Origin of the sequence: Streptomyces sp. NPDC059909 (genome assembly GCF_042730885.1) — a bacterium.
In the GTDB taxonomy this organism is placed as follows: Bacteria; Actinomycetota; Actinomycetes; order Streptomycetales; family Streptomycetaceae; genus Streptomyces.
This window is the reverse complement of record NZ_JBHWKX010000040.1, coordinates 50,337-67,262: the sequence shown is the minus strand read 5'-3', so window position 1 is coordinate 67,262 and position 16,926 is coordinate 50,337. Positions and strand designations below refer to the sequence as shown.

The window sequence follows — 16,926 nt, the reverse complement described above, 5'->3', positions numbered from 1 at the left end:
CCGTTCGGGCCGAGCAGGGAGAAGACGGTGCCCTGCGGCACCGACAGGTCGATGCCGTCGAGGACCGTCTTGTCCCCGTAGGCCTTGCGCAGCCCCTTGGCCGCGATGGCGATCGAGTGCGATGTCGTTGTCGTCATGCCGCAGAGGTTGCGGCAGGGCGCATTCAGCGCGGTTTCACAATGGTTTCAGTGCCCTGAAACCAGGGTTGCCTCGGGTAGCTGTGGTGCGCCGGCCCTCCGCGAGGAGTTCGCGGAGTTCGTGCACCGCCTCCCGGAGCCTGGCCGCGAAGGCGTGCGTGCCGTCTGCCACCGCGAGCGGGATGGACACGGCTCCGCAGGCTATTCATGGCGGCTGCTGTGGTGTCGGCCGCGCGGTGAAGCGGCACTGCCGGGGGCGGAGCGTGTCGTCGGACAGGCGCGCGATGGCGTGTGACAAGTGGTGACCGCGTGACGCCGAGGCCGGCAGGCGTGTCGCGGGCAGGGGGCGCGCCCTTCAGCCGCCTCCGCGCCGCCGACGGCGCGATCTGCGTCGCCTGGCCGGTCGCCTGAGGCGCGGTCGCTGAGCCGTCAGCACCCCGGACGGCGCCGCCCGCGCAAGCCCTTCGGCAGGACTCCACGGACGCCGTCGTCAGCGCAGCTCCCGTACGTAGCTCATCCCCGGGCGGCCGCACAGCACGATCTCGCCGGCCGGCACGAATCCCGTACGGGCCAGCACGGCCCGCGATGCGGCGTTGTCGAGCGTCGTCACGGCCCGGAGCGAGGTCAGCCCGTACTCCGCGGCCGCGAGGACGCACACCTGGCGGACCGCGCTCGTCGCCAGGCCCTGGCCCGCGGCCTTTTCGGCGATGCGGTACCCGAGTTCGGCGGCATCGTCCGCCACGTCGATCAGGTTGACCCGCCCCAGGACGTCGCCGCCGCTGCCCACCAGGACGTGGAAGAAGTGCAGTCCGGCGGCCTGTTCGGCGAGCAGGTCACTGTGGCGGGCGTCGAATTCGGTGAAGTAGTCGTCGCCGCGGTCCGGGATCGACGCGGCGAAGTAGGCCCGATTCTCCTGCTCGAACGCGAGCAGGGCAGGGGCGTGGTCGAGGCGGAGGCGCTGGAGTTCGGGCATGGGAGAACGGTACGCATCAGCGGAAGGCCTCGGCGTTGCGCACCGCCCACTCGGCGAACGTACGGGCCCGCCGGCCCAGGACCTGCTCCACGTCCGGGCTCACCCGCGCCTCGGCCGGGGTCGGTTCGCCCAGGACGGAGAGGGTGCCGTCCACCACCGGCTCGGGCATGAACCGGAGCATGGCCGAGCGGGCCTCGGCGCGGGTGAGTTCGGCGAAGCGGACCGGTGAGCCCAGCGCGTCGCCGATGGCCCGGGCCTGTTCGCGCGGGGAAACCGGTGCCGGGCCGGTGAGTTCGTACGTGCGGCCCGCATGACGCCCGTCGCGCAGCGCCGCGGCCGCGACCTCGGCGATGTCGGCCGGGTCGACGACGGGCAGGGCGATGTCGCCGAAGGGCGCGGCGACCGCACGCCGGGAACGGACCGACTCCGCCCACATGTACGCGTTGGAGGCGAAGCCGCCCGGCCGCAGGACGGTCCAGTCCGGGCCCGACTGCCGGACGGCGTCCTCGAATGCACGGAGGTGGGCGTGGGATGGGGCGTCGGGCCGGGTCCCGGTGATCTGCGACGACTGCAGGACGACCCGTCGGACGCCGGCGGCCTTGGCGACGTCGAGGAGGGCGCGGGGATCCAGCCCCTCGCCGCCCCCGGCGACGAGCAGGTAGAGCGCGTCGGCCCCGTCGAGCACGGGCGCGAGGCTCTCGGGTACGGCCAGGTCGGCCTGCTCATGCCGTACGCCGTTCTGCGTCTCCGCGCGCCGTCTCGACACCGCCGTCACCTGCTCGCCGGCCGCGGCGAGTGCCTGGACGAGCGGGCGTCCGACGTTCGCGGTGGCTCCGGTCACCACGATCATGATTCAGCTCCGTTCAAGGGTTCTCTGTGCTTGCCGGCACCATCCTGGAAGCTGAAGTGGCCATCTTCTGGCCACTTTCCGGAGCAGAATGAATCGGTATGAGAGCCGACCGGCTGCTGGCGACGCTGCTGTTCCTGCAGACACGCGGACGCGTGACCGTGGCGGAGGTCGCCGCGGAGCTCGAAGTGTCCGTGCGCACCGCGCGCCGCGATCTCGAGGCACTGGCGACCGCCGGTGTCCCCGTCTACTCGCAGCGCGGGCGCGGCGGCGGCTGGTCGCTGGTCGGTGGTGCCCGGACCGATCTCACCGGGCTGACCGCCGCCGAGATCCGCGAGCTGTTCCTGGTGGCGGGGCCTCTGTCGACGACGCCCGAGTCGCGGACCGTCCTGCGCAAGCTGGTGCGGGCCCTGCCGGCCACGCTGCGCTCCGGCGCCGAGGCCGCCGCGGGGGCCGGTGTCACCGACGACACCGACTGGTCGCGCTCCCCCGTCACGGCCGCGACGCCCCAGCTCGACGCGCTACGGCACGCGGTGGTGGACGGCACGCAGGTCCGGCTCGGGTACGGCGGTCGCAGCAGGCCCCCGGGCGAGCGGACGGTGCACCCGCTCGGCCTCGCCTCCAAGGCCGGTGTGCCGTATCTGGTCGCGGACACCGACCGCGGGCTGCGGACGTTCCGGCTCAGCCGCATCACGTCCGTGGAGGCGACGGGCGATCCCGTCGTACGCCCGGACGGCTTCGACCTCGCCACCGCCTGGCGCTCGCTCGCCGCGCGCATGGAGGACCGCATGCTCGCGGCGACCGTGCGGGCCCGGGCGGAGCGTGGTGCCGAGGCCGTACTGGAGGGGCTGTTCGGCGGCCGGATGCGGATCGTCGGCGCGGCGACGCCGGCGGACGAAAACGGATGGCTCGAGGTCGAGATCGACGGGCCTTCGCCGGAGGTCGTGGCGGCGCAGCTGGCCGGTCTCGGTGCGCGCGTCGAGGTCCTGGAGCCGCCGGCGGCCCGCGAACGGCTCGCCCGGCTGGCGGCCGAGCTCGCCGCCACGTACGGGCCGCCGACGCGCCCCGCGGACGAGCCCGCCGCGATGAACCCTGCCGCGAAATCCTGAAGGCCGCATGTGTCGATCCGGGCCGGGGCCGTTCGTGTAGAGGGTGACCGTCATCAAGGAGGAACACCATGAAGCAGTATCTGCTCAGCATCTACCAGCCCGACGGCCCCCCTCCCCCGCCCGAGTTCCTTGAGCCGGTCATGCGGAATCTCGAGGCCCTGAACGCCGAGATCAGGGCGGCCGGCGCCTGGGTGTTCGCGGGCGGCCTGCACCCGCCGAGCACCGCCACGGTGCTGCGGCTGAAGGACGACGAGGTGCTGATGACCGACGGCCCGTTCGTCGAGGGCAAGGAACACATCGGCGGGTTCACGGTCATCCAGGCACCCGATCTCGACGCCGCGCTCGCATGGGGCCGCAAGTACGCCCGCGTGCTCTCCCCCCTGTCGATCGAGGTCCGGCCGATGGAGCACGGAACCTTTGCCTGAGGTGACGCCGTCGGCGGTGGAGCGCGTGTTCCGGGAGGAGTGCGGGCGCGCCGTCGCCGTCCTGGTCCGCGCCTTCGGTGACATCGACGTCGCCGAGGAAGCGGTCCAGGACGCGTTCACCACCGCGGTCGAGCGGTGGCCCGCGGCCGGGCTGCCGCCGAGCCCGGCCGGCTGGATCATCACCACCGCCCGCAACCGGGCGATCGACCGCCTCCGCCGCGAGGCGTCCCGCGAGGACCGGCACACCGAGGCCGCCGCCCTGCTGTACGCCCCCGGCGAACCGGTCGAGGAGGGCCCCGTGCACGACGACAGGCTCCGCCTGATCTTCACCTGCTGCCACCCCGCACTCGCCCCCGCCGCCCGGGTCGCCCTGACGCTCCGTCTGCTCGGCGGGCTCAGCACCGCGGAGATCGCCCACGCCTTCCTCGTGAGCGAGCCGACGATGGCCCAGCGGCTGGTCCGCGCCAAGGGCAAGATCCGCGACGCACGGATTCCCTACCGGGTCCCCGCCGACGCCGACCTCCCGGACCGCGTCCGGGCCGTGCTGGCCGTCGTCTACCTCGTCTTCAACGAGGGGTACGCCGCGAGTTCGGGCGAGCGGCTCGTCCGCGAGGACCTGTGCGCGGAGGCCATCCGCCTCGGCCGGCTGCTGTCGGAGCTCATGCCCGACGAGCCCGAGGTCATGGGCCTGCTCGCCCTGATGCTGCTCGTCGAGTCGCGCCGGGCGACGCGCACGACGCCGGACGGTGGCCTCGTACTGCTGGCGGACCAGGACCGGGGCCGCTGGGACCGCGGCCTGATCGACGAGGGCCAGGCACTCGTGCGGCAGTGCCTGCGCCGCGGCCGGCCCGGCCCGTATCAGATCCAGGCGGCGATCAACGCCGTCCACAGCGACGCCCCGACCGCGGCCGCGACCGACTGGTCGCAGATCCTGCGGCTGTACGACCAGCTGTACGCGATCGCCCCGAGCCCGGTCGTCGCGCTCAACCGCACGGTGGCGGTGGCCGAGGTCGAGGGCCCGGAGGCGGCGCTCGCCCTCGTGGAGGGCCTCGGCGACGCCGGGCTCGACGGCTACCACGTCTTCCACGCCGTACGGGCCGATCTGCTGCGCCGCCTGGGCCGCAAGGGCGAGGCTGCCGAGGCGTACGAGGCGGCGAGTGCCCGCACGAAGAACGCGGCCGAGCGGGACTTCCTGCGGCGGCGCAGCCGCGAAGCGCTCATCCCCTGATGTGCGGCTGCGTGCGCGCGCGCAGGAGTGCGCATGAGTGCGCATGAGTGCCGGGTGCCGGGCGCCGGCCGCCCGGCATGCGAACAGAAGGGCGACGAGAAAGTCCACTTTCGAATAATCCGCCACGGATTCATCTTGTTACGCTGGCACGCATGACCGCGATGACTCCCACCCGAACCGCCCCCGACCTGTCCTTTCTCCTCGACCACACCAGCCATGTGCTGCGCACCCGGATGGCCGCCGCACTGGGCGAGATCGGCCTGACCGCGCGGATGCACTGCGTGCTCGCGCACGCCCTGGAGGGGGAGCGGACCCAGGCGCAGCTCGCAGAGATCGGCGACATGGACAAGACCACGATGGTCGTGACGGTGGACGCACTGGAGGAGGCCGGGCTGGCCGAGCGGAGGCCGTCGAGCCTGGACCGGCGGGCGCGGATCATCGCGGTGACCGAGGAGGGGGCGCGAGTCGCGGAGAAGAGCCAGAAGATCGTGGACCGCGTCCACGCACAGGCCCTGGGAACGCTCGCGGACGATGACAGAGAGACCCTGCTGAGGGCCCTGAATCAGCTGGTCAGCGATGGTCTGGCCACTCCGGCCGAGAGTCCGCGGCCGGCCCGGCGGGCCAGGCAGCGCGGGAAGTAGGACCTCGCCCGGGCATCTCTCCGGCCCATCCTTCATGCCGATCCGAGAAAGATAGTCTGCAACAAAACCATCTGCTACGGTCTCTCTGTCGACCCTTCCGACGGCCCGACAGGAGACAGCCATGTCCACCAGCTCCGCAGCCGCGCCCGCCCCCGACGCACGCGCCCCGTCCGCCCCGCCGGAAGCCTTGGACGCACCCGCCCCGCCGGAAGCCTTGGACGCACCCGCCCCGCCGGAAGCCTTGAACGCGTCCGCCCCGCCGAACCCGTCGCGCTGGCTCGCCCTCGGCGTCATCGCCACCGCCATGCTGATGACGATCCTCGACGGCAGCATCGTCACGGTCGCCATGCCGGCCGTCCAGGACGACCTGGGCTTCTCCCCCGCCGGCCTCAGCTGGGTCGTCAACGCCTACCTCATCGCCTTCGGCGGACTGCTGCTCCTCGCCGGCCGGCTCGGCGATCTGCTCGGCCGGAAGCGGATGTTCCTGGCCGGGACCGCCGTGTTCACCACGGCCTCGCTCGTGGCCGGCCTCGCGACCGGCCCCGGAGTGCTGATCGCCGCCCGCTTCCTCCAGGGCGTCGGCAGCGCGCTCGCCTCGGCCGTCGGCCTCGGCATCCTCGTCACGCTCTTCACGGAGCCCAGGGAACGCGCGAAGGCCATCGCCGTGTTCAGCTTCACCGGCGCAGCCGGCGCATCGCTCGGCCAGGTGCTCGGTGGCGTGCTCACCGATGCGCTGGACTGGCACTGGATCTTCTTCATCAACCTGCCCATCGGCCTCGCGGCACTCGCCGTCGCCGTACCCGTCCTGCCCGCCGACCGCACCAAGGGCCCCCGCCCCACGGGCCTCGCGGGCCTCACGGCAGGCTCCGATGCCATCGGCGCGTTCCTCGTCACCGCCGGGCTGATGCTCGGGATCTACACCGTCGTCAAGGTCGAGGCGTACGGCTGGACCTCGCCGCACACGCTCGGCCTCGGCGCCCTCGCCCTCGTCCTGCTCGCCGCGTTCGTCGCCCGCCAGGCCACGGCCCGCACCCCGCTCATGCCGCTGCGGATCCTCCGCCCACGCAACGTCCTCGGGGCGAACCTGGTCCAGATGCTGATGGTGGCCGCCCTGTTCTCGTTCCAGATCCTCGTCGCCCTCTATTTGCAGCGGGTCCGCGGCTACGGCGCCCTCGGGACCGGTCTCGCCATGCTCCCGGCGGCCGTCGTCATCGGAGCGGTGTCCCTCGGCGTCTCCGCCCGGCTCATCGCCCGCTTCGGCGAGCGGACCGTCCTGCTGGCGGGGCTGCTGCTCCTGGGCGCGCTCCTCGGGCTGCTGACCCGGCTCCCCGTGCACGCCGACTACGCGCTCGACCTGTTCCCCCTCATGCTGCTGGCCGCCGGGTTCGGGCTCGCGCTGCCCGCGCTGACCTCGCTCGGGATGTCCGGTGCGAGCGAGGAGGACGCGGGGCTCGCCTCGGGGGTGTTCAACACGACCGCGCAGATCGGCATGGCCCTGGGCGTCGCGGTCCTCTCCACGCTGGCGGCCTCCCGCACCGAGAGCCTGGAGTCGTACGGTCACAGCCAGGCCGAGGCGCTGACCAGCGGTTACCACCTGGCCTTCGCCGTCGGCGCGGGGCTCATCGGCGCCGCCTTCGTGGTCGCGCTCACCCTGCTCCGCGGGTCTCCGCGGCCGGCGCGCTCCTTTCGGCCGGCCGCGCGTGTCGAGAAGGCCGGCTCCTGATCGACGCGTTGGGTGAGAGCACGGCACACAACACCCCTGTGGGGAGAGACCATGACGACGAACGTGACAGTGACCGCTGACCTGATGATGTCGGTCGACGGCTGCATCGCCGGACCCAACGCCGGCATCGGCAACCCCGGCGGCGACGGCGGACTGCGGTTGCACGAGTGGATCGCCGGACTCGCCAGCTGGCGGGAGCGCCAGGGCCTGACCGGCGGCGAGCACAACCGCGACTCGGAGATCGTCGGCGAGTGGTTCGACGCGACGGGCGCGGTGGTGATGGGCCGGACGATGTTCGACACCGGGGAGGAGCCGTGGGGCGACGACCCGCCCTTCCGGGCCCCGGTGTTCGTCCTGACCCACCGCCCACGACAGCCCGAGGTCAAGCGGGGCGGCACCAGCTACACCTTCGTCACCGACGGCATCCACAGCGCTCTGGAACAGGCCAGGGCCGCGTCCGGCGGCCGCAACGTCGACATCGCGGGCGGCGCGGACACGGTCCAGCAGTTCCTGAGGGTCGGGCTGATCGACGAGATCCAGCTCCATGTGCTTCCGGTGCTGTTCGGTGAAGGGCTGCGGCTGTTCGACAGGCTGGGCCTGCTGCACCAGGAGCTCGAACCCCTCCGCGTGGTGCACACCCCCAATGCCACGCACCTCAAGTACCGCATCACCAGGAAGGCTTGACCTCAACCAAGGTTGAGGTTCCAGACTTCCACGCAGGACGGCTCGACGAACAGCTGCGGAGAGGTGTGGACAGCATGCGCGTGGCACAGGTGATCGACTTCGGCGGTCCCGACGTACTGGTCCCGGCAGAGGTGCCGGATCCGGAGGCGGGCCCGGGCCAGGTGGTCGTGGACGTCGCCGCGGTCGACACGATCTTCGTGGAGACGCAGATACGGTCGGGCTGGGGCCGGGACTACTTCCCGGTGCGGCCGCCGTACGTGCCCGGGGGCGGCATCGCCGGCACGGTACGGTCCGTCGGGCCCGGCGTGGACGAGTCGTGGCGGGGACGCCGCGTCGTCGCGGCCATCGGTTTCACCGGAGGCTACGCGGAACGGGCCGTCGCGGCGGCGGAGTCCCTGGCGCCCGTACCGGACGGACTGCCCTTCACGGACGCGGCCGCCCTGGTCCACGACGGCGTCACCGCGACCGTGCTCCTCGACGCGACGGAGCCCGAGCCGGGCGAACGCGTGCTGATCACCGGCGCCTCGGGCGGCATGGGCACGCTCCTGGTCCAGCTGGCCAAGGCGCGGGGCGCGTACGTCGTCGGCGTCGCCCGGGGCGAGCGGAAGACCGCGCTCGTACGGGAACTCGGCGCCGACGCCGTCGTGGACGCGGCCGCACCGGGCCGGCCGGAGCGGGCCCGCGAGGCCCTCGGCGGCGCGGGCGCCGATGTCGTCCTCGACGGGGTGGGCGGCGACCTGGGCCTCGCCGCCTTCGCCCTCACCGCCGACGGCGGCCGCTTCTCGGCCCACGGCGCCCCGACGGGCGGCTTCACCGCCGTGGACCCGCGCGAGGCCGAGCACCGCGGTGTGCGCCTGCTGGGCATCGCCGACCTCCAGCTCTCGCCCCCGGTCCACGCCGAACTGGCCACCCGCGTCCTGGCCGCCGCGGCCTCGGGCACCCTCCGCCCGGTGATCGGCGCCGCCTTCCCGCTCGACCGGGCCTCGGAGGCCCACGCGGCTATCGAGTCGCGGCGGCTGCTGGGCAAGGTGGTGCTCACGGTCTGACACCCGACGCGGTCCGGTCCGCCCGCACGCCGGCTGTTCCCCGGGCCCGGGCGCGAGGAGCGGTTGGTGTGCCGTTCAGGGCGCGGACGACGTGAGCGTTCCGGGAGCACGGCGGTTGCCGTGCCACCACAGCAGGAGATCCCTGATCGTCTCCTCGTCCGGTCCTTCGGGCAGTTCCAGCGGCCTGCGCGCGGCGTCGAGGGCCCGTGCCACCGCGGCGACGGCCCGGTCCAGATCCTCCTGGGCGACCACGGCGCCCTGTACTCCCAGCGACCGCGCCGCCCGCATCACGTCGGGGTAGACGGACTGGCCCCGTTCGAAGTCGAGAAAGTGCGGCAGGTCGCTCTCCAGTCCCTTGGAGGCACCCGGCCGGACCTCGTCCACCGCGCCGGCCCAGGCCTCGGTGACCTCGTCCACCTGATCGTCCGGGTACCGCATCCGTACGACATGGGTGGCGAGTTCATGCAGGGGATCGCCGTAGGTGGCCAGCTCCCAGTCGACCTGGACCAGGCTCGCGTCGGGGCCGTCGGAAACGATCACGTTGTCGCGGTGGAGATCGGTGTGGAGCAGTCCGAACGGCCTGAGCGACATGCTGGGTATCCGCTCCGCGTAATGCGCCATGGCGTCCTCCGCGACCCCCAGCCGCCGGAACAGTTCGCCGAATTCGGCCAGGTTGGGGCGGCGCACCTGTGCGTCCGTGCGGTGGGCGAGAGCACGCAGGAAGGACTGACCGTCCTCCGTCCAGCGGTCCGGCAGCGGCGGCAGCCCCGCCCGGTCGACGACGACCGTCCGGGCCAGCACGTCGGCCAGCGCCCGCACCGCATCCGCGTCGACCCGGGAGTCCCCGGCGCACCTCCGCGAGAGCACGCTCCCTTCGACGAAGGTGTGCACGGCCACGCCGTCCCGGGCGGCCAGCGGCTCCGGTATGCCCACCAGGCTGCGCCGCACCGCGTGCAGTATCCGGGACTCGTCCCGCCACGTCCTGACGACCACGGGCAGCGCATCCGGCACCGGGATCCGTACGACCACCTGGGTTCCGGGTTCACGGCCCACACGGGCCGCCATGGCATCGGTCAGGCGGACCCGGTAGTTCCTGTGGTGGTGCCCGGACGACATCCGACCGTGCCGTACGGCGTGCCGGACGAACTCGTCGAAGGTGTCTCCCACGGAGCCACTCCCGGTCACTAGCACGAAGGAGCCGTCAGTCAGTCACCTTACGGGAGCGGGCGGTTGAGCAGGCTTTCACTCCGCGAGCAGCCGCCACTGCGAGTCGAACCAGGCCTGAGCGGCATCGACGAAGAGCGAGCCCTGCGACTCGGGATCGTCGTCCTTCACGAAGTGGAACATCGTCGCCCCGAGACCCACGACATCGAGGATGGTCTCCTCCTGCCCCCCGGCCAGTGTCACCTGCCGCTCGATCAGTTCGTAGAACCCGTGCAGCGCCTCGACCCCGTTCAGGAGGTACAGCTTGGTGTTGGGCGTCAGCGGGGCATGCTTGATCTCCACCGAGACCTCCGGCACGTACCCGTCCCTCAGCGTCTCCAGGGCCGCCCGGAGCGACTCCGTATGACGGCGGCTGATCTCGTTGAGCCGCTCGAGGGGACGGGGGTCGTCGGGCCGCTGCTGGTTCCTCGGGTACGCGAGGCGGGAGGTCTCCGCGGGGAGCAGCAGACGCAGGGCGATGCGGCGGGGCTTGATCTCCTCGTTGATCACCCGCTCCGCCTGGAGCCTTATGTGCGCGTCGAGCGACTCCGAGGTGAGGGTGAAGACGTCGAGCGTGACCTCGGGTGCGTTGAACGCCGCGGCGACCAGCGGGCCCAGGGTGATACGCCGCCCGATGTGAGCTCCGTTGCCGACCGGGGAGTGGACCTGCTGGGTCTTCCTCACCACCGAGCCGCTGCCCTGACGAGATTCGATCCAGCCTTCGTCGGCCAGGTCCTTCAGGACACGCTGAATCGTGTCCCGGGAGACGCCGAACTGCTTGGCGAGGTCGCGCTGGGCCGGCAGCCGGACGCCCCGCTCGTACGTGCCGTCGGTCATGGCGGTGCGCAGCGCGCCCGCCACGCGCTGGAACTCCCTGCCGCCGCCGTCGCCGGAGCTTTGCTCGCCTTCCACATGACGACCATACAGCTTTCCGGTGACGGGCACACCACTTTCAGGCATGCCGTCAACTCCCTTGCGCAAATGGTTAGTTGATCAGTCAGGCCGGGGATTCTGAAAGTAGTCAACCAGTCCAATTGGCAGGAAGATCTCCGGCCGGAGATCCGTCAACCAGGCCACTCGGGGGAGTGATCGATATGGAACTGCTGGTCGTCCTTGCCGCCGCCTTCACGTTGGGCCTGGAGCGGTTCATCGAAGGGCGCTACGGAACCGCGGGCCTGATCGGCTTCTCGCTGGTCGCCTTCGGCATCAAGGCCAAGCACGTCGGCTGCATCTCCGTGGGAGCGGTCATCCTGGCCATGCTGATGTTCCCTCAGCAATGACGGCCGCTCAGCAGGGAGAGCAGCGGCTTCAGCGAAGGCACGACCGCCGTTGCCCCTGCACGGCTGAGGCGCTCGCCACGGCGGGCGTCGCGGCCGTACCCGATGAACGCGACGCCCGCCTTCTCCGCCGCCCACAGATCCGACGGCGTGTCCCCGATCATCAGCGCCTCTTCCGGGCGGCAACCGAGCGAGTCGAGCGCACGGTGCAGACAGTCCGGTTCCGGCTTGAGGAGCGAAGGGTCGGGGGTGCGCCCGTGGAGATGCGGACCGAAGCACCCGTCGATGCCGCGCGACTCCAGATAACGGACCACCGCGGACACCGAGTTGTTCGTCGCGACCGCGAGCGGGACGCCCGCGCCGGCCCAGGCGCGGACGAGCTCGTCCGCGTACCGGGTGGGAGCGGCATTGCCGGCCGCCTCCACCTCCTCCAGGGTGAGCTGCTCCTCAAGAGCGGTCACCACGTCGTCTCCGGGACAGCGGCGGCCCACCGCACGCAGGACGGCATGGGGATCGTCCAGCCGTCGCAGCTCCTCCGGCAGCGCATCCCCCTGCCCCCGGGCATCCAGCCAGTCGATCAGACGGGCGGCGACCGCAGGCGCCCGATGGCGGGCGAAGAGCCCGCAGATCGGCCCGTCGAAGTCGAAGAGGACGCTGCGGGCCCCGAGCACCAGTGCCGCGAGCGGCGAATCAGTGGTCACAAGTAGGTCGCTCCATGTCGGTCACGTCAGAGCACATCGAACCAGAGCCGCTGGGTCCCCGTCCCGGCCTCCGCGCACTGCCGCGCCGTTTCCTGGCAGGCGACCGCCTTCGACGGCATCACGAAGGTCCAGTACGGGAAGACTTCACGCCGGCCCCACGATCCCGGCGTCCACCGTCGGCCCTGACGGGGAATTCATGCTCCCGGAGGACCGGCTGCGTCCCAGTGGCCGGCCGTCAGCACATCGCGGAGCGACCTCACGACGACATCGGCGCGTGCGTCCCGCAGCTGGGCCGCCTTCCGCTCGTTGCGGGCGTACCCGATGAACCCCACCTTGGCGTCCGTCGCCGCCATCAGGTCACCTGCGGCGTCCCCGATCATCACCGCCTCCTCCGGCCCGGCGCCCATTCCCGCCAAGGCCCGGTTCACACAGTCGGGATGGGGCTTCAGAAGGACCGGTCGGCCCGTGCGCCCGTAGACATGCCCCGCGAAGTGGCCGTCGAGCCCGTGGGCACGCAGATAACGCTCCACGGCCGCGGGCGAGTTGTTGGTGGTCACGCCGACCTTCCGGCCCGCCAGGACGAGGGCTCGGACCAGCTCGTTCGCATAGGGCGTGGGGGTCGCCTCGTCGACAGCGCGCAGTTCGCCGTCGGTCAGTCGTTCCTCGATCTCCGCCACAAGAGGATCTCCGGGGGCGGCCCGGTCCACCGCGCTCAGCACCCTGTACGGGTCGTCGGAACGCTCTTCCTCCGGCGACAACAGACCGGAGGCACCACGTGTGTTCAGCAGATCCCTGAGCTCTTGGGCGACGGCCGACGCCGGATGCCCGGCGAACAGCCTGCACATGGGGCCGTCGAAGTCGAACAGCACACAGCGAGCACGGCCCAGGAGCTCCTGCAGATCGTCTGCCACAGTGGTCCATTCGTCGGAGGTCGCGACGCCCACTCCCAGTATGCGGCCCCCAGGACACCCCCTACGGGCGTCCGACGCGCCGCGCGGCCTCCAGCACCGGCTCCAGGGACTCCACGACCACGGTCGCGCCCGCCCGTCGCAGCCGTTCGGCACGGAACGGGTCGTTGCTGTATCCGAGGAAGCGGACGCCCGCCCCTCGGGCCGCGTGGAGATCCGAGGGGGTGTCGCCGATCATCAGGGAGGCCTCCGGGTCGGCGCCGAGAGAGGCCAGGGCGCGGTGGACACAGTCCGGGTCGGGCTTGAGGGGGCGGAGGTCGGTGGTGCGGCCGTGGATGTGGGGCACGAAGCATTCGCGCAGTCCACGGCCGGTGAGGTAGGCCTCGACCGCCCTCGGGGAGTGGTTCGTGGCGACGGCCAGGCCCACGCCGATCGCGCTCAGGGTGCGCATCAGCGGGTCGGCGTAGGCGGTGGGCCAGGCGGTCATGGTGGCCAGGAGTTCCGCGTCGGTGAGTTCCGCCTCCAGACGCTGCACCAGGTCGCCGCCCGGCTCGGCCCGGCTCACCGCCCGCAGTACGGCATGGGGGTCGCCACAGGCCCGTTCCTCGTCCGCCAGCAGCGCCCGGCTGCCGCGCTCCTCCAGCCACTCCACCAGGCTCTGTGCGACCTCGTGGAGGCGACTGCGGGCGAAGAGCCTGCAGATGGGCCCGTCGAAGTCGAAGAGCACGTGCTCGGCGCCGCCGATCAGATCGTCGAGCCGCTCGACCACGTGCGCCGCCTGTTCCGTGTGTGCCGCGTCGGTTGTCACCAAAAGAGTGTCCGGCTCGGGGCGACGGTGTTCCAGAGTGCGGCGGACCACTTCCTCAGAACATGTCCGGGCACCACGGCCGCCGCTGCGCGCGGAACACCGCGTCCGCCTGTGCCGCCGCGCCCGGGCTGTCCTCGTCGATCCGGCCCAGGGCGACCAGCCGCAGCACCGACTCGTCGCCGAGATACAGCGTCCCCAACTCCCGGATGCCCAGCGACAGATCGGCCGCCTCCGTCGTCGGCACGCACCACGCGCCCTCCGGTGTGGCGTCCAGCCGGAAGCGGCCGCCCGCCAGTCCCGCGTCGTCGTGCACATCGAGCACCAGGGAGCCCGATGCCGCGTACGTACGCGCCTGCAGCGCCCGTACGACATCCAGCAGCCGCACCCACAGGAAGTCCGCTTGCGTCACGATCCGTGCGGCGCGCGGGTCCGGGAGGAAGAGGGGGAGCAGGTCGTCGGGGGCCCGCCCGCCGGAGCGGACCGTCGTGATCCAGTCGATCGAGCAGACGTACTCCCACAGCGCACGCTCCGCGGCCGTCGTCACCGCGATCAGGCTCTGGACCTTCGCGATGTTCGCCGGCTGGTTGCCGTCGCTCCAGCGGGACTCCGCCGTGTAGGTGAGCAGTCCCTCGGCCTCGCCCGCCGGTGAGCGGTACACGGCGTAGTAGGGCTCCGAGTGCGGCTGGGACGGCAGCCGCACCGCCCCCGTGTTCACGTTCCACCAGTACGCGTCCCGGTCGACCGCGCCGTGCTGCCGGGCGCGGAATCGTTCATGCAGCTCCGGTCCGAGCTTGCGTACGTCCTCGGCGTCGGCCAGGTCCACCCGGCCCCCGTCCGCCGGGACCGACCACCGCGGGTCGAGGCCGCTGCGCGGGACGTCGATCTCCCATTCCGTGAGCCAGGCGGCGGGGCCGAAGCCGTACCGCCCGTAGATCCGGTGCTCGGCCGCGATCAGCGTGGAGACGGTGTCGCCGCGCTCCTTCGCCTCGCCCAGGTCCTCGGTGATCATCCGGCTGAGGACGCCCCGGCGGCGGTGCGTGGGGGCGACGGTGACCTGCGTGACGGCGTTCGCCGTGACGAAGGCGCCGCCGACCACCGTGAGCTGCTGGTCGAAGGAGCGGTACGTCCCCACGCACCGCCCGCCGTCGAAGGCGCCCCGCGTCCTCGAGAGGTCCATGTGCGCGAGGCGCTCGGCCGCCTCGGCCTCCCCGACGACCGGGGACATCAGAAAGCCGGTGAACATGGCCCGCAGCCAGCCAGGTCCCTCGGCCTCGGTGACGGTACGCACCTCAAGGTCCTCAAGGCTCATACCGTCCACGCTAGACACTTCCGCGCGGGAACGCCGTCCCCCGTCGCTGCGGGACGCGCCTCAGAACGCCGCGCGGATCTCCCCGACCGGCCGTCCGCCGCCCAGCAGCCGCGCCTCGGCCAGGCGGGCCAGCACCGGGTCGGTCACTCCCATGCGCTCCAGGCAGCGGGCCAGCACCGGCCCCAGCGCCCGCGTCGCACCGTCGTCGATCTTGAAGGCGAGGGCGCGGCCGTCCGGCAGCGCCACCGCCTGGACCGCCTCGGCGCCCATCTTCGACAGGGCACCCGGCACCGCCCGCATCAGCCAGGTGTCGGGACGGCGCGTGCCCGCGACGTACTCGGGGTGGGCCGCCATCGCGTCCGCGACCCGCCGCTCGGCCGAGCCCTCGGGAGCCAGCACGAATGACCGGTACGCCCGCGCCAGGCCGGTCAGGCTGATCGCCATCAGCGGCGCCCCGCAGCCGTCCGTGCCGACCGCGGCGACCTGCTCGCCCGCCGCGTCCTCCACCACGGTGTGCACGATCCGCTGCAGCGGGTGGGCCGGGTCGAGGTACGTCCGGAGCGACCAGCCGTTCAGCGCGCACGCCGCCAGCATCGCCGCGTGCTTGCCCGAGCAGTTCATGGTCACCTTGTCGCGGACCTGTCCGGCCGCGAGGTACGTCTCCGCCTCGGCCGGGTCCAGCGGCAGATCGGGCGGGGTCTGCAGATCGTCGGGCGTCAGCCCGTGATCGGCCAGCATCGTGCGGGCCAGATCGAGATGGAAGGACTCGCCGGAGTGGCTCGCGGCGGCCAGCGCCAGCCGCTCCCCCGCGAGGTCGAGACCGGCCCGCAGCACGGCCGCGGCCTGCATCGGCTTGTTCGACGAGCGCGGGAAGACCGGCGCCGCCGGATCCCCCAGGGCCAGCTCCACGCTGCCGTCCGCCGCCAGGACCACCAGCGAACCCCGGTGATGGCCCTCGACGAAGCCGGAACGTACGACTTCGGCGAGGACCGGGTGTATCTCGGACGCGGACGCGGGCGCGGAGGCGCACGCGGGCGCGGCGAAGGGAGCGGGGACGGTGGTGCTCATCGGGCGGCGGCCTTCCGGACAGGGGAGACCCGCCCGGAAGGCCGCCCCGGAAGACCGGAAGGATCGCCTCAGGTGAGCAGGTCGTCTACTTGTGCTTCCCCTTCACGGTACCTGCGGGCGATTTCCGCACTGCAGTCGTCGGCGGTCCGCTGCAGCTGTGCACGCTGCCGCGACACCTGCTGCTCGTACCGCGCGAACCTCCCCATCGCCGCGTGCAGCTCCTCGTCCGTACGCGCCTCCAGGTCGGACAGCTCGACCTCGGCCAGCATCTCCGCGGCCAGCCGCCGGTACTCCTCCCCCCGCGGCGTGGACAACGTCACATGGCGGGCCGAGCTGCCGCGCCGCGACGGCGGGTCCGCGAGGATCGCCGAGAGCCGGTCGACGACCGCGGCGTCCGGGCCCAGCCGGCCTGCGCCCCCCGGCACGACGGGCTGCGCCTGGCACGCCGGCGGGGCCGTGCGCCGGGCCAGCTCCGCCCGCAGGATGTCAATACGCCCCTGCAGCAGCCGCCGCACATAGCTCAGGTCCGCCTCGTCACTCTGCGAGTCGCGGCGCAGCGCCCGCAGCTCCGGCAGCCGCAGGGCGGCGAGATCGTGGGTGCGCGGCTCGGACAGGGGGTCCGGGTCCGAGGTGCGCTGTTGGGGCGGGCGCATGGCGCCCGAGCTGCTGCGAGTGGTCATCGGTGCGGGACCGGGCGACTGCCCGGCGCCAGGTGTGGTCATGCGTGAATCAGTCCCCTCGACCGGTGCATGGGGTCTCCCCGGGCCCGGAGGGCCGAGGGGCTGCACCGCCTTCGTGCATCGTGCCATTACGGACGGTTCGCACGCAGGCGCTCTGCA

At 72.3% G+C, this 16,926-nt stretch carries 19 protein-coding genes and 1 pseudogene; 8 read left to right on the top strand and 12 right to left on the bottom strand.

Annotated features, from left to right (window positions below):
• The 4 genes and pseudogenes from ACFV9O_RS25475 to ACFV9O_RS25460 all read right to left on the bottom strand — a co-directional run.
• Positions 1 to 137 (bottom strand): annotated as a pseudogene (locus ACFV9O_RS25475) (ABC transporter); the annotation flags it as partial.
• A gap of 37 nt (positions 138 to 174) precedes the next feature.
• Entirely contained in the window at positions 175 to 327 is a 153-nt protein-coding gene (locus ACFV9O_RS25470; protein WP_385421501.1) for a hypothetical protein, read from the bottom strand.
• A 300-nt stretch (positions 328 to 627) separates the two neighbouring features.
• Complete coding sequence (locus ACFV9O_RS25465; RefSeq protein WP_385421499.1) at positions 628 to 1,110, bottom strand: GNAT family N-acetyltransferase; 483 nt, start codon at positions 1,108 to 1,110, stop codon at positions 628 to 630.
• A 16-nt stretch (positions 1,111 to 1,126) separates the two neighbouring features.
• Positions 1,127 to 1,960, bottom strand: a complete 834-nt coding sequence (locus tag ACFV9O_RS25460) for an NAD(P)H-binding protein (protein ID WP_385421497.1) — start codon at positions 1,958 to 1,960, stop codon at positions 1,127 to 1,129.
• 98 nt (positions 1,961 to 2,058) lie between these two features.
• On the opposite strand from ACFV9O_RS25460, the gene ACFV9O_RS25455 reads away from it, so the two are divergent.
• From ACFV9O_RS25455 to ACFV9O_RS25425, 7 genes are all read left to right on the top strand, one after another.
• Positions 2,059 to 3,066, top strand: a complete 1,008-nt coding sequence (locus tag ACFV9O_RS25455) for a helix-turn-helix transcriptional regulator (RefSeq protein ID WP_385421495.1) — start codon at positions 2,059 to 2,061, stop codon at positions 3,064 to 3,066.
• Positions 3,067 to 3,134: 68 nt separating this feature from the next.
• Positions 3,135 to 3,491, top strand: coding sequence for a YciI family protein (locus tag ACFV9O_RS25450; RefSeq protein WP_385421493.1), 357 nt, complete (start codon positions 3,135 to 3,137; stop codon positions 3,489 to 3,491).
• Positions 3,484 to 4,719, top strand: a complete 1,236-nt coding sequence (locus ACFV9O_RS25445) for an RNA polymerase sigma factor (RefSeq protein WP_385421491.1) — start codon at positions 3,484 to 3,486, stop codon at positions 4,717 to 4,719. Before ACFV9O_RS25450 ends, ACFV9O_RS25445 begins: the two co-directional genes overlap by 8 nt.
• A 152-nt stretch (positions 4,720 to 4,871) precedes the next feature.
• On the top strand, positions 4,872 to 5,360 hold the full coding sequence (locus tag ACFV9O_RS25440) for a MarR family winged helix-turn-helix transcriptional regulator (protein WP_385421489.1): 489 nt from the start codon (positions 4,872 to 4,874) through the stop codon (positions 5,358 to 5,360).
• A gap of 304 nt (positions 5,361 to 5,664) precedes the next feature.
• Complete coding sequence (locus ACFV9O_RS25435; RefSeq protein ID WP_385421505.1) at positions 5,665 to 7,083, top strand: MFS transporter; 1,419 nt, start codon at positions 5,665 to 5,667, stop codon at positions 7,081 to 7,083.
• A gap of 51 nt (positions 7,084 to 7,134) precedes the next feature.
• The gene (locus tag ACFV9O_RS25430) at positions 7,135 to 7,767 is read left to right on the top strand and encodes a dihydrofolate reductase family protein (protein WP_385421487.1); all 633 of its coding nucleotides are present in this window, start codon (positions 7,135 to 7,137) and stop codon (positions 7,765 to 7,767) included.
• 74 nt (positions 7,768 to 7,841) lie between these two features.
• The gene (locus ACFV9O_RS25425; protein ID WP_385421485.1) at positions 7,842 to 8,813 is read left to right on the top strand and encodes a zinc-binding dehydrogenase; all 972 of its coding nucleotides are present in this window, start codon (positions 7,842 to 7,844) and stop codon (positions 8,811 to 8,813) included.
• A 75-nt stretch (positions 8,814 to 8,888) separates the two neighbouring features.
• On the opposite strand, the gene ACFV9O_RS25420 is transcribed toward ACFV9O_RS25425, so the two are convergent.
• Together ACFV9O_RS25420 and ACFV9O_RS25415 are read right to left on the bottom strand one after the other, a co-directional pair.
• Positions 8,889 to 9,980, bottom strand: a complete 1,092-nt coding sequence (locus tag ACFV9O_RS25420) for a phosphotransferase (RefSeq protein WP_385421483.1) — start codon at positions 9,978 to 9,980, stop codon at positions 8,889 to 8,891.
• Between the two features lie 75 nt (positions 9,981 to 10,055).
• The gene (locus ACFV9O_RS25415; protein WP_385421481.1) at positions 10,056 to 10,928 is read right to left on the bottom strand and encodes a winged helix-turn-helix domain-containing protein; all 873 of its coding nucleotides are present in this window, start codon (positions 10,926 to 10,928) and stop codon (positions 10,056 to 10,058) included.
• A gap of 173 nt (positions 10,929 to 11,101) precedes the next feature.
• Between ACFV9O_RS25415 and ACFV9O_RS25410 the strand changes: the two genes are divergently transcribed.
• The gene (locus tag ACFV9O_RS25410; protein WP_385421479.1) at positions 11,102 to 11,296 is read left to right on the top strand and encodes a hypothetical protein; all 195 of its coding nucleotides are present in this window, start codon (positions 11,102 to 11,104) and stop codon (positions 11,294 to 11,296) included.
• Here the strand turns inward: ACFV9O_RS25410 and ACFV9O_RS25405 are convergent.
• The 6 genes from ACFV9O_RS25405 to ACFV9O_RS25380 form a co-directional block, all read right to left on the bottom strand.
• Positions 11,287 to 11,994: an HAD family hydrolase gene (locus ACFV9O_RS25405; protein WP_385421477.1), complete on the bottom strand. Its 708-nt coding sequence runs from the start codon at positions 11,992 to 11,994 to the stop codon at positions 11,287 to 11,289. The genes ACFV9O_RS25410 and ACFV9O_RS25405 overlap by 10 nt on opposite strands.
• A 194-nt stretch (positions 11,995 to 12,188) precedes the next feature.
• Positions 12,189 to 12,905 carry an HAD family hydrolase gene (locus tag ACFV9O_RS25400; protein WP_385421475.1) on the bottom strand — a complete coding sequence of 239 codons (717 nt, stop codon included), beginning with the start codon at positions 12,903 to 12,905 and terminating at the stop codon, positions 12,189 to 12,191.
• Positions 12,906 to 12,966: 61 nt separating this feature from the next.
• Positions 12,967 to 13,710, bottom strand: coding sequence for an HAD family hydrolase (locus ACFV9O_RS25395; RefSeq protein ID WP_385421473.1), 744 nt, complete (start codon positions 13,708 to 13,710; stop codon positions 12,967 to 12,969).
• Positions 13,711 to 13,765: 55 nt separating this feature from the next.
• Positions 13,766 to 15,019 carry a GNAT family N-acetyltransferase gene (locus tag ACFV9O_RS25390; protein WP_385421470.1) on the bottom strand — a complete coding sequence of 418 codons (1,254 nt, stop codon included), beginning with the start codon at positions 15,017 to 15,019 and terminating at the stop codon, positions 13,766 to 13,768.
• Between the two features lie 60 nt (positions 15,020 to 15,079).
• Positions 15,080 to 16,087 (bottom strand): asparaginase, encoded by a 1,008-nt coding sequence (locus tag ACFV9O_RS25385; protein ID WP_385421468.1) that lies wholly within the window; start codon positions 16,085 to 16,087, stop codon positions 15,080 to 15,082.
• Positions 16,088 to 16,155: 68 nt separating this feature from the next.
• The gene (locus ACFV9O_RS25380; RefSeq protein WP_385421466.1) at positions 16,156 to 16,809 is read right to left on the bottom strand and encodes an AmfC protein; all 654 of its coding nucleotides are present in this window, start codon (positions 16,807 to 16,809) and stop codon (positions 16,156 to 16,158) included.
• Positions 16,810 to 16,926 lie beyond the last annotated feature (117 nt).

Bases quoted from the DNA above. Each gene is read 5' to 3' on its own strand.
- ACFV9O_RS25465 (WP_385421499.1), bottom strand. From the start codon at position 1,110: ATGCCCGAACTCCAGCGCCTCCGCCTCGACCACGCCCCTGCCCTGCTC.
- ACFV9O_RS25425 (WP_385421485.1), top strand. From the start codon at position 7,842: ATGCGCGTGGCACAGGTGATCGACTTCGGCGGTCCCGACGTACTGGTC.
- ACFV9O_RS25435 (WP_385421505.1), top strand. From the start codon at position 5,665: ATGCTGATGACGATCCTCGACGGCAGCATCGTCACGGTCGCCATGCCG.
- ACFV9O_RS25460 (WP_385421497.1), bottom strand. From the start codon at position 1,960: ATGATCGTGGTGACCGGAGCCACCGCGAACGTCGGACGCCCGCTCGTC.
- ACFV9O_RS25380 (WP_385421466.1), bottom strand. From the start codon at position 16,809: ATGACCACACCTGGCGCCGGGCAGTCGCCCGGTCCCGCACCGATGACC.
- ACFV9O_RS25390 (WP_385421470.1), bottom strand. From the start codon at position 15,019: ATGAGCCTTGAGGACCTTGAGGTGCGTACCGTCACCGAGGCCGAGGGA.
- ACFV9O_RS25385 (WP_385421468.1), bottom strand. From the start codon at position 16,087: ATGAGCACCACCGTCCCCGCTCCCTTCGCCGCGCCCGCGTGCGCCTCC.
- ACFV9O_RS25455 (WP_385421495.1), top strand. From the start codon at position 2,059: ATGAGAGCCGACCGGCTGCTGGCGACGCTGCTGTTCCTGCAGACACGC.
- ACFV9O_RS25440 (WP_385421489.1), top strand. From the start codon at position 4,872: ATGACCGCGATGACTCCCACCCGAACCGCCCCCGACCTGTCCTTTCTC.
- ACFV9O_RS25450 (WP_385421493.1), top strand. From the start codon at position 3,135: ATGAAGCAGTATCTGCTCAGCATCTACCAGCCCGACGGCCCCCCTCCC.
- ACFV9O_RS25430 (WP_385421487.1), top strand. From the start codon at position 7,135: ATGACGACGAACGTGACAGTGACCGCTGACCTGATGATGTCGGTCGAC.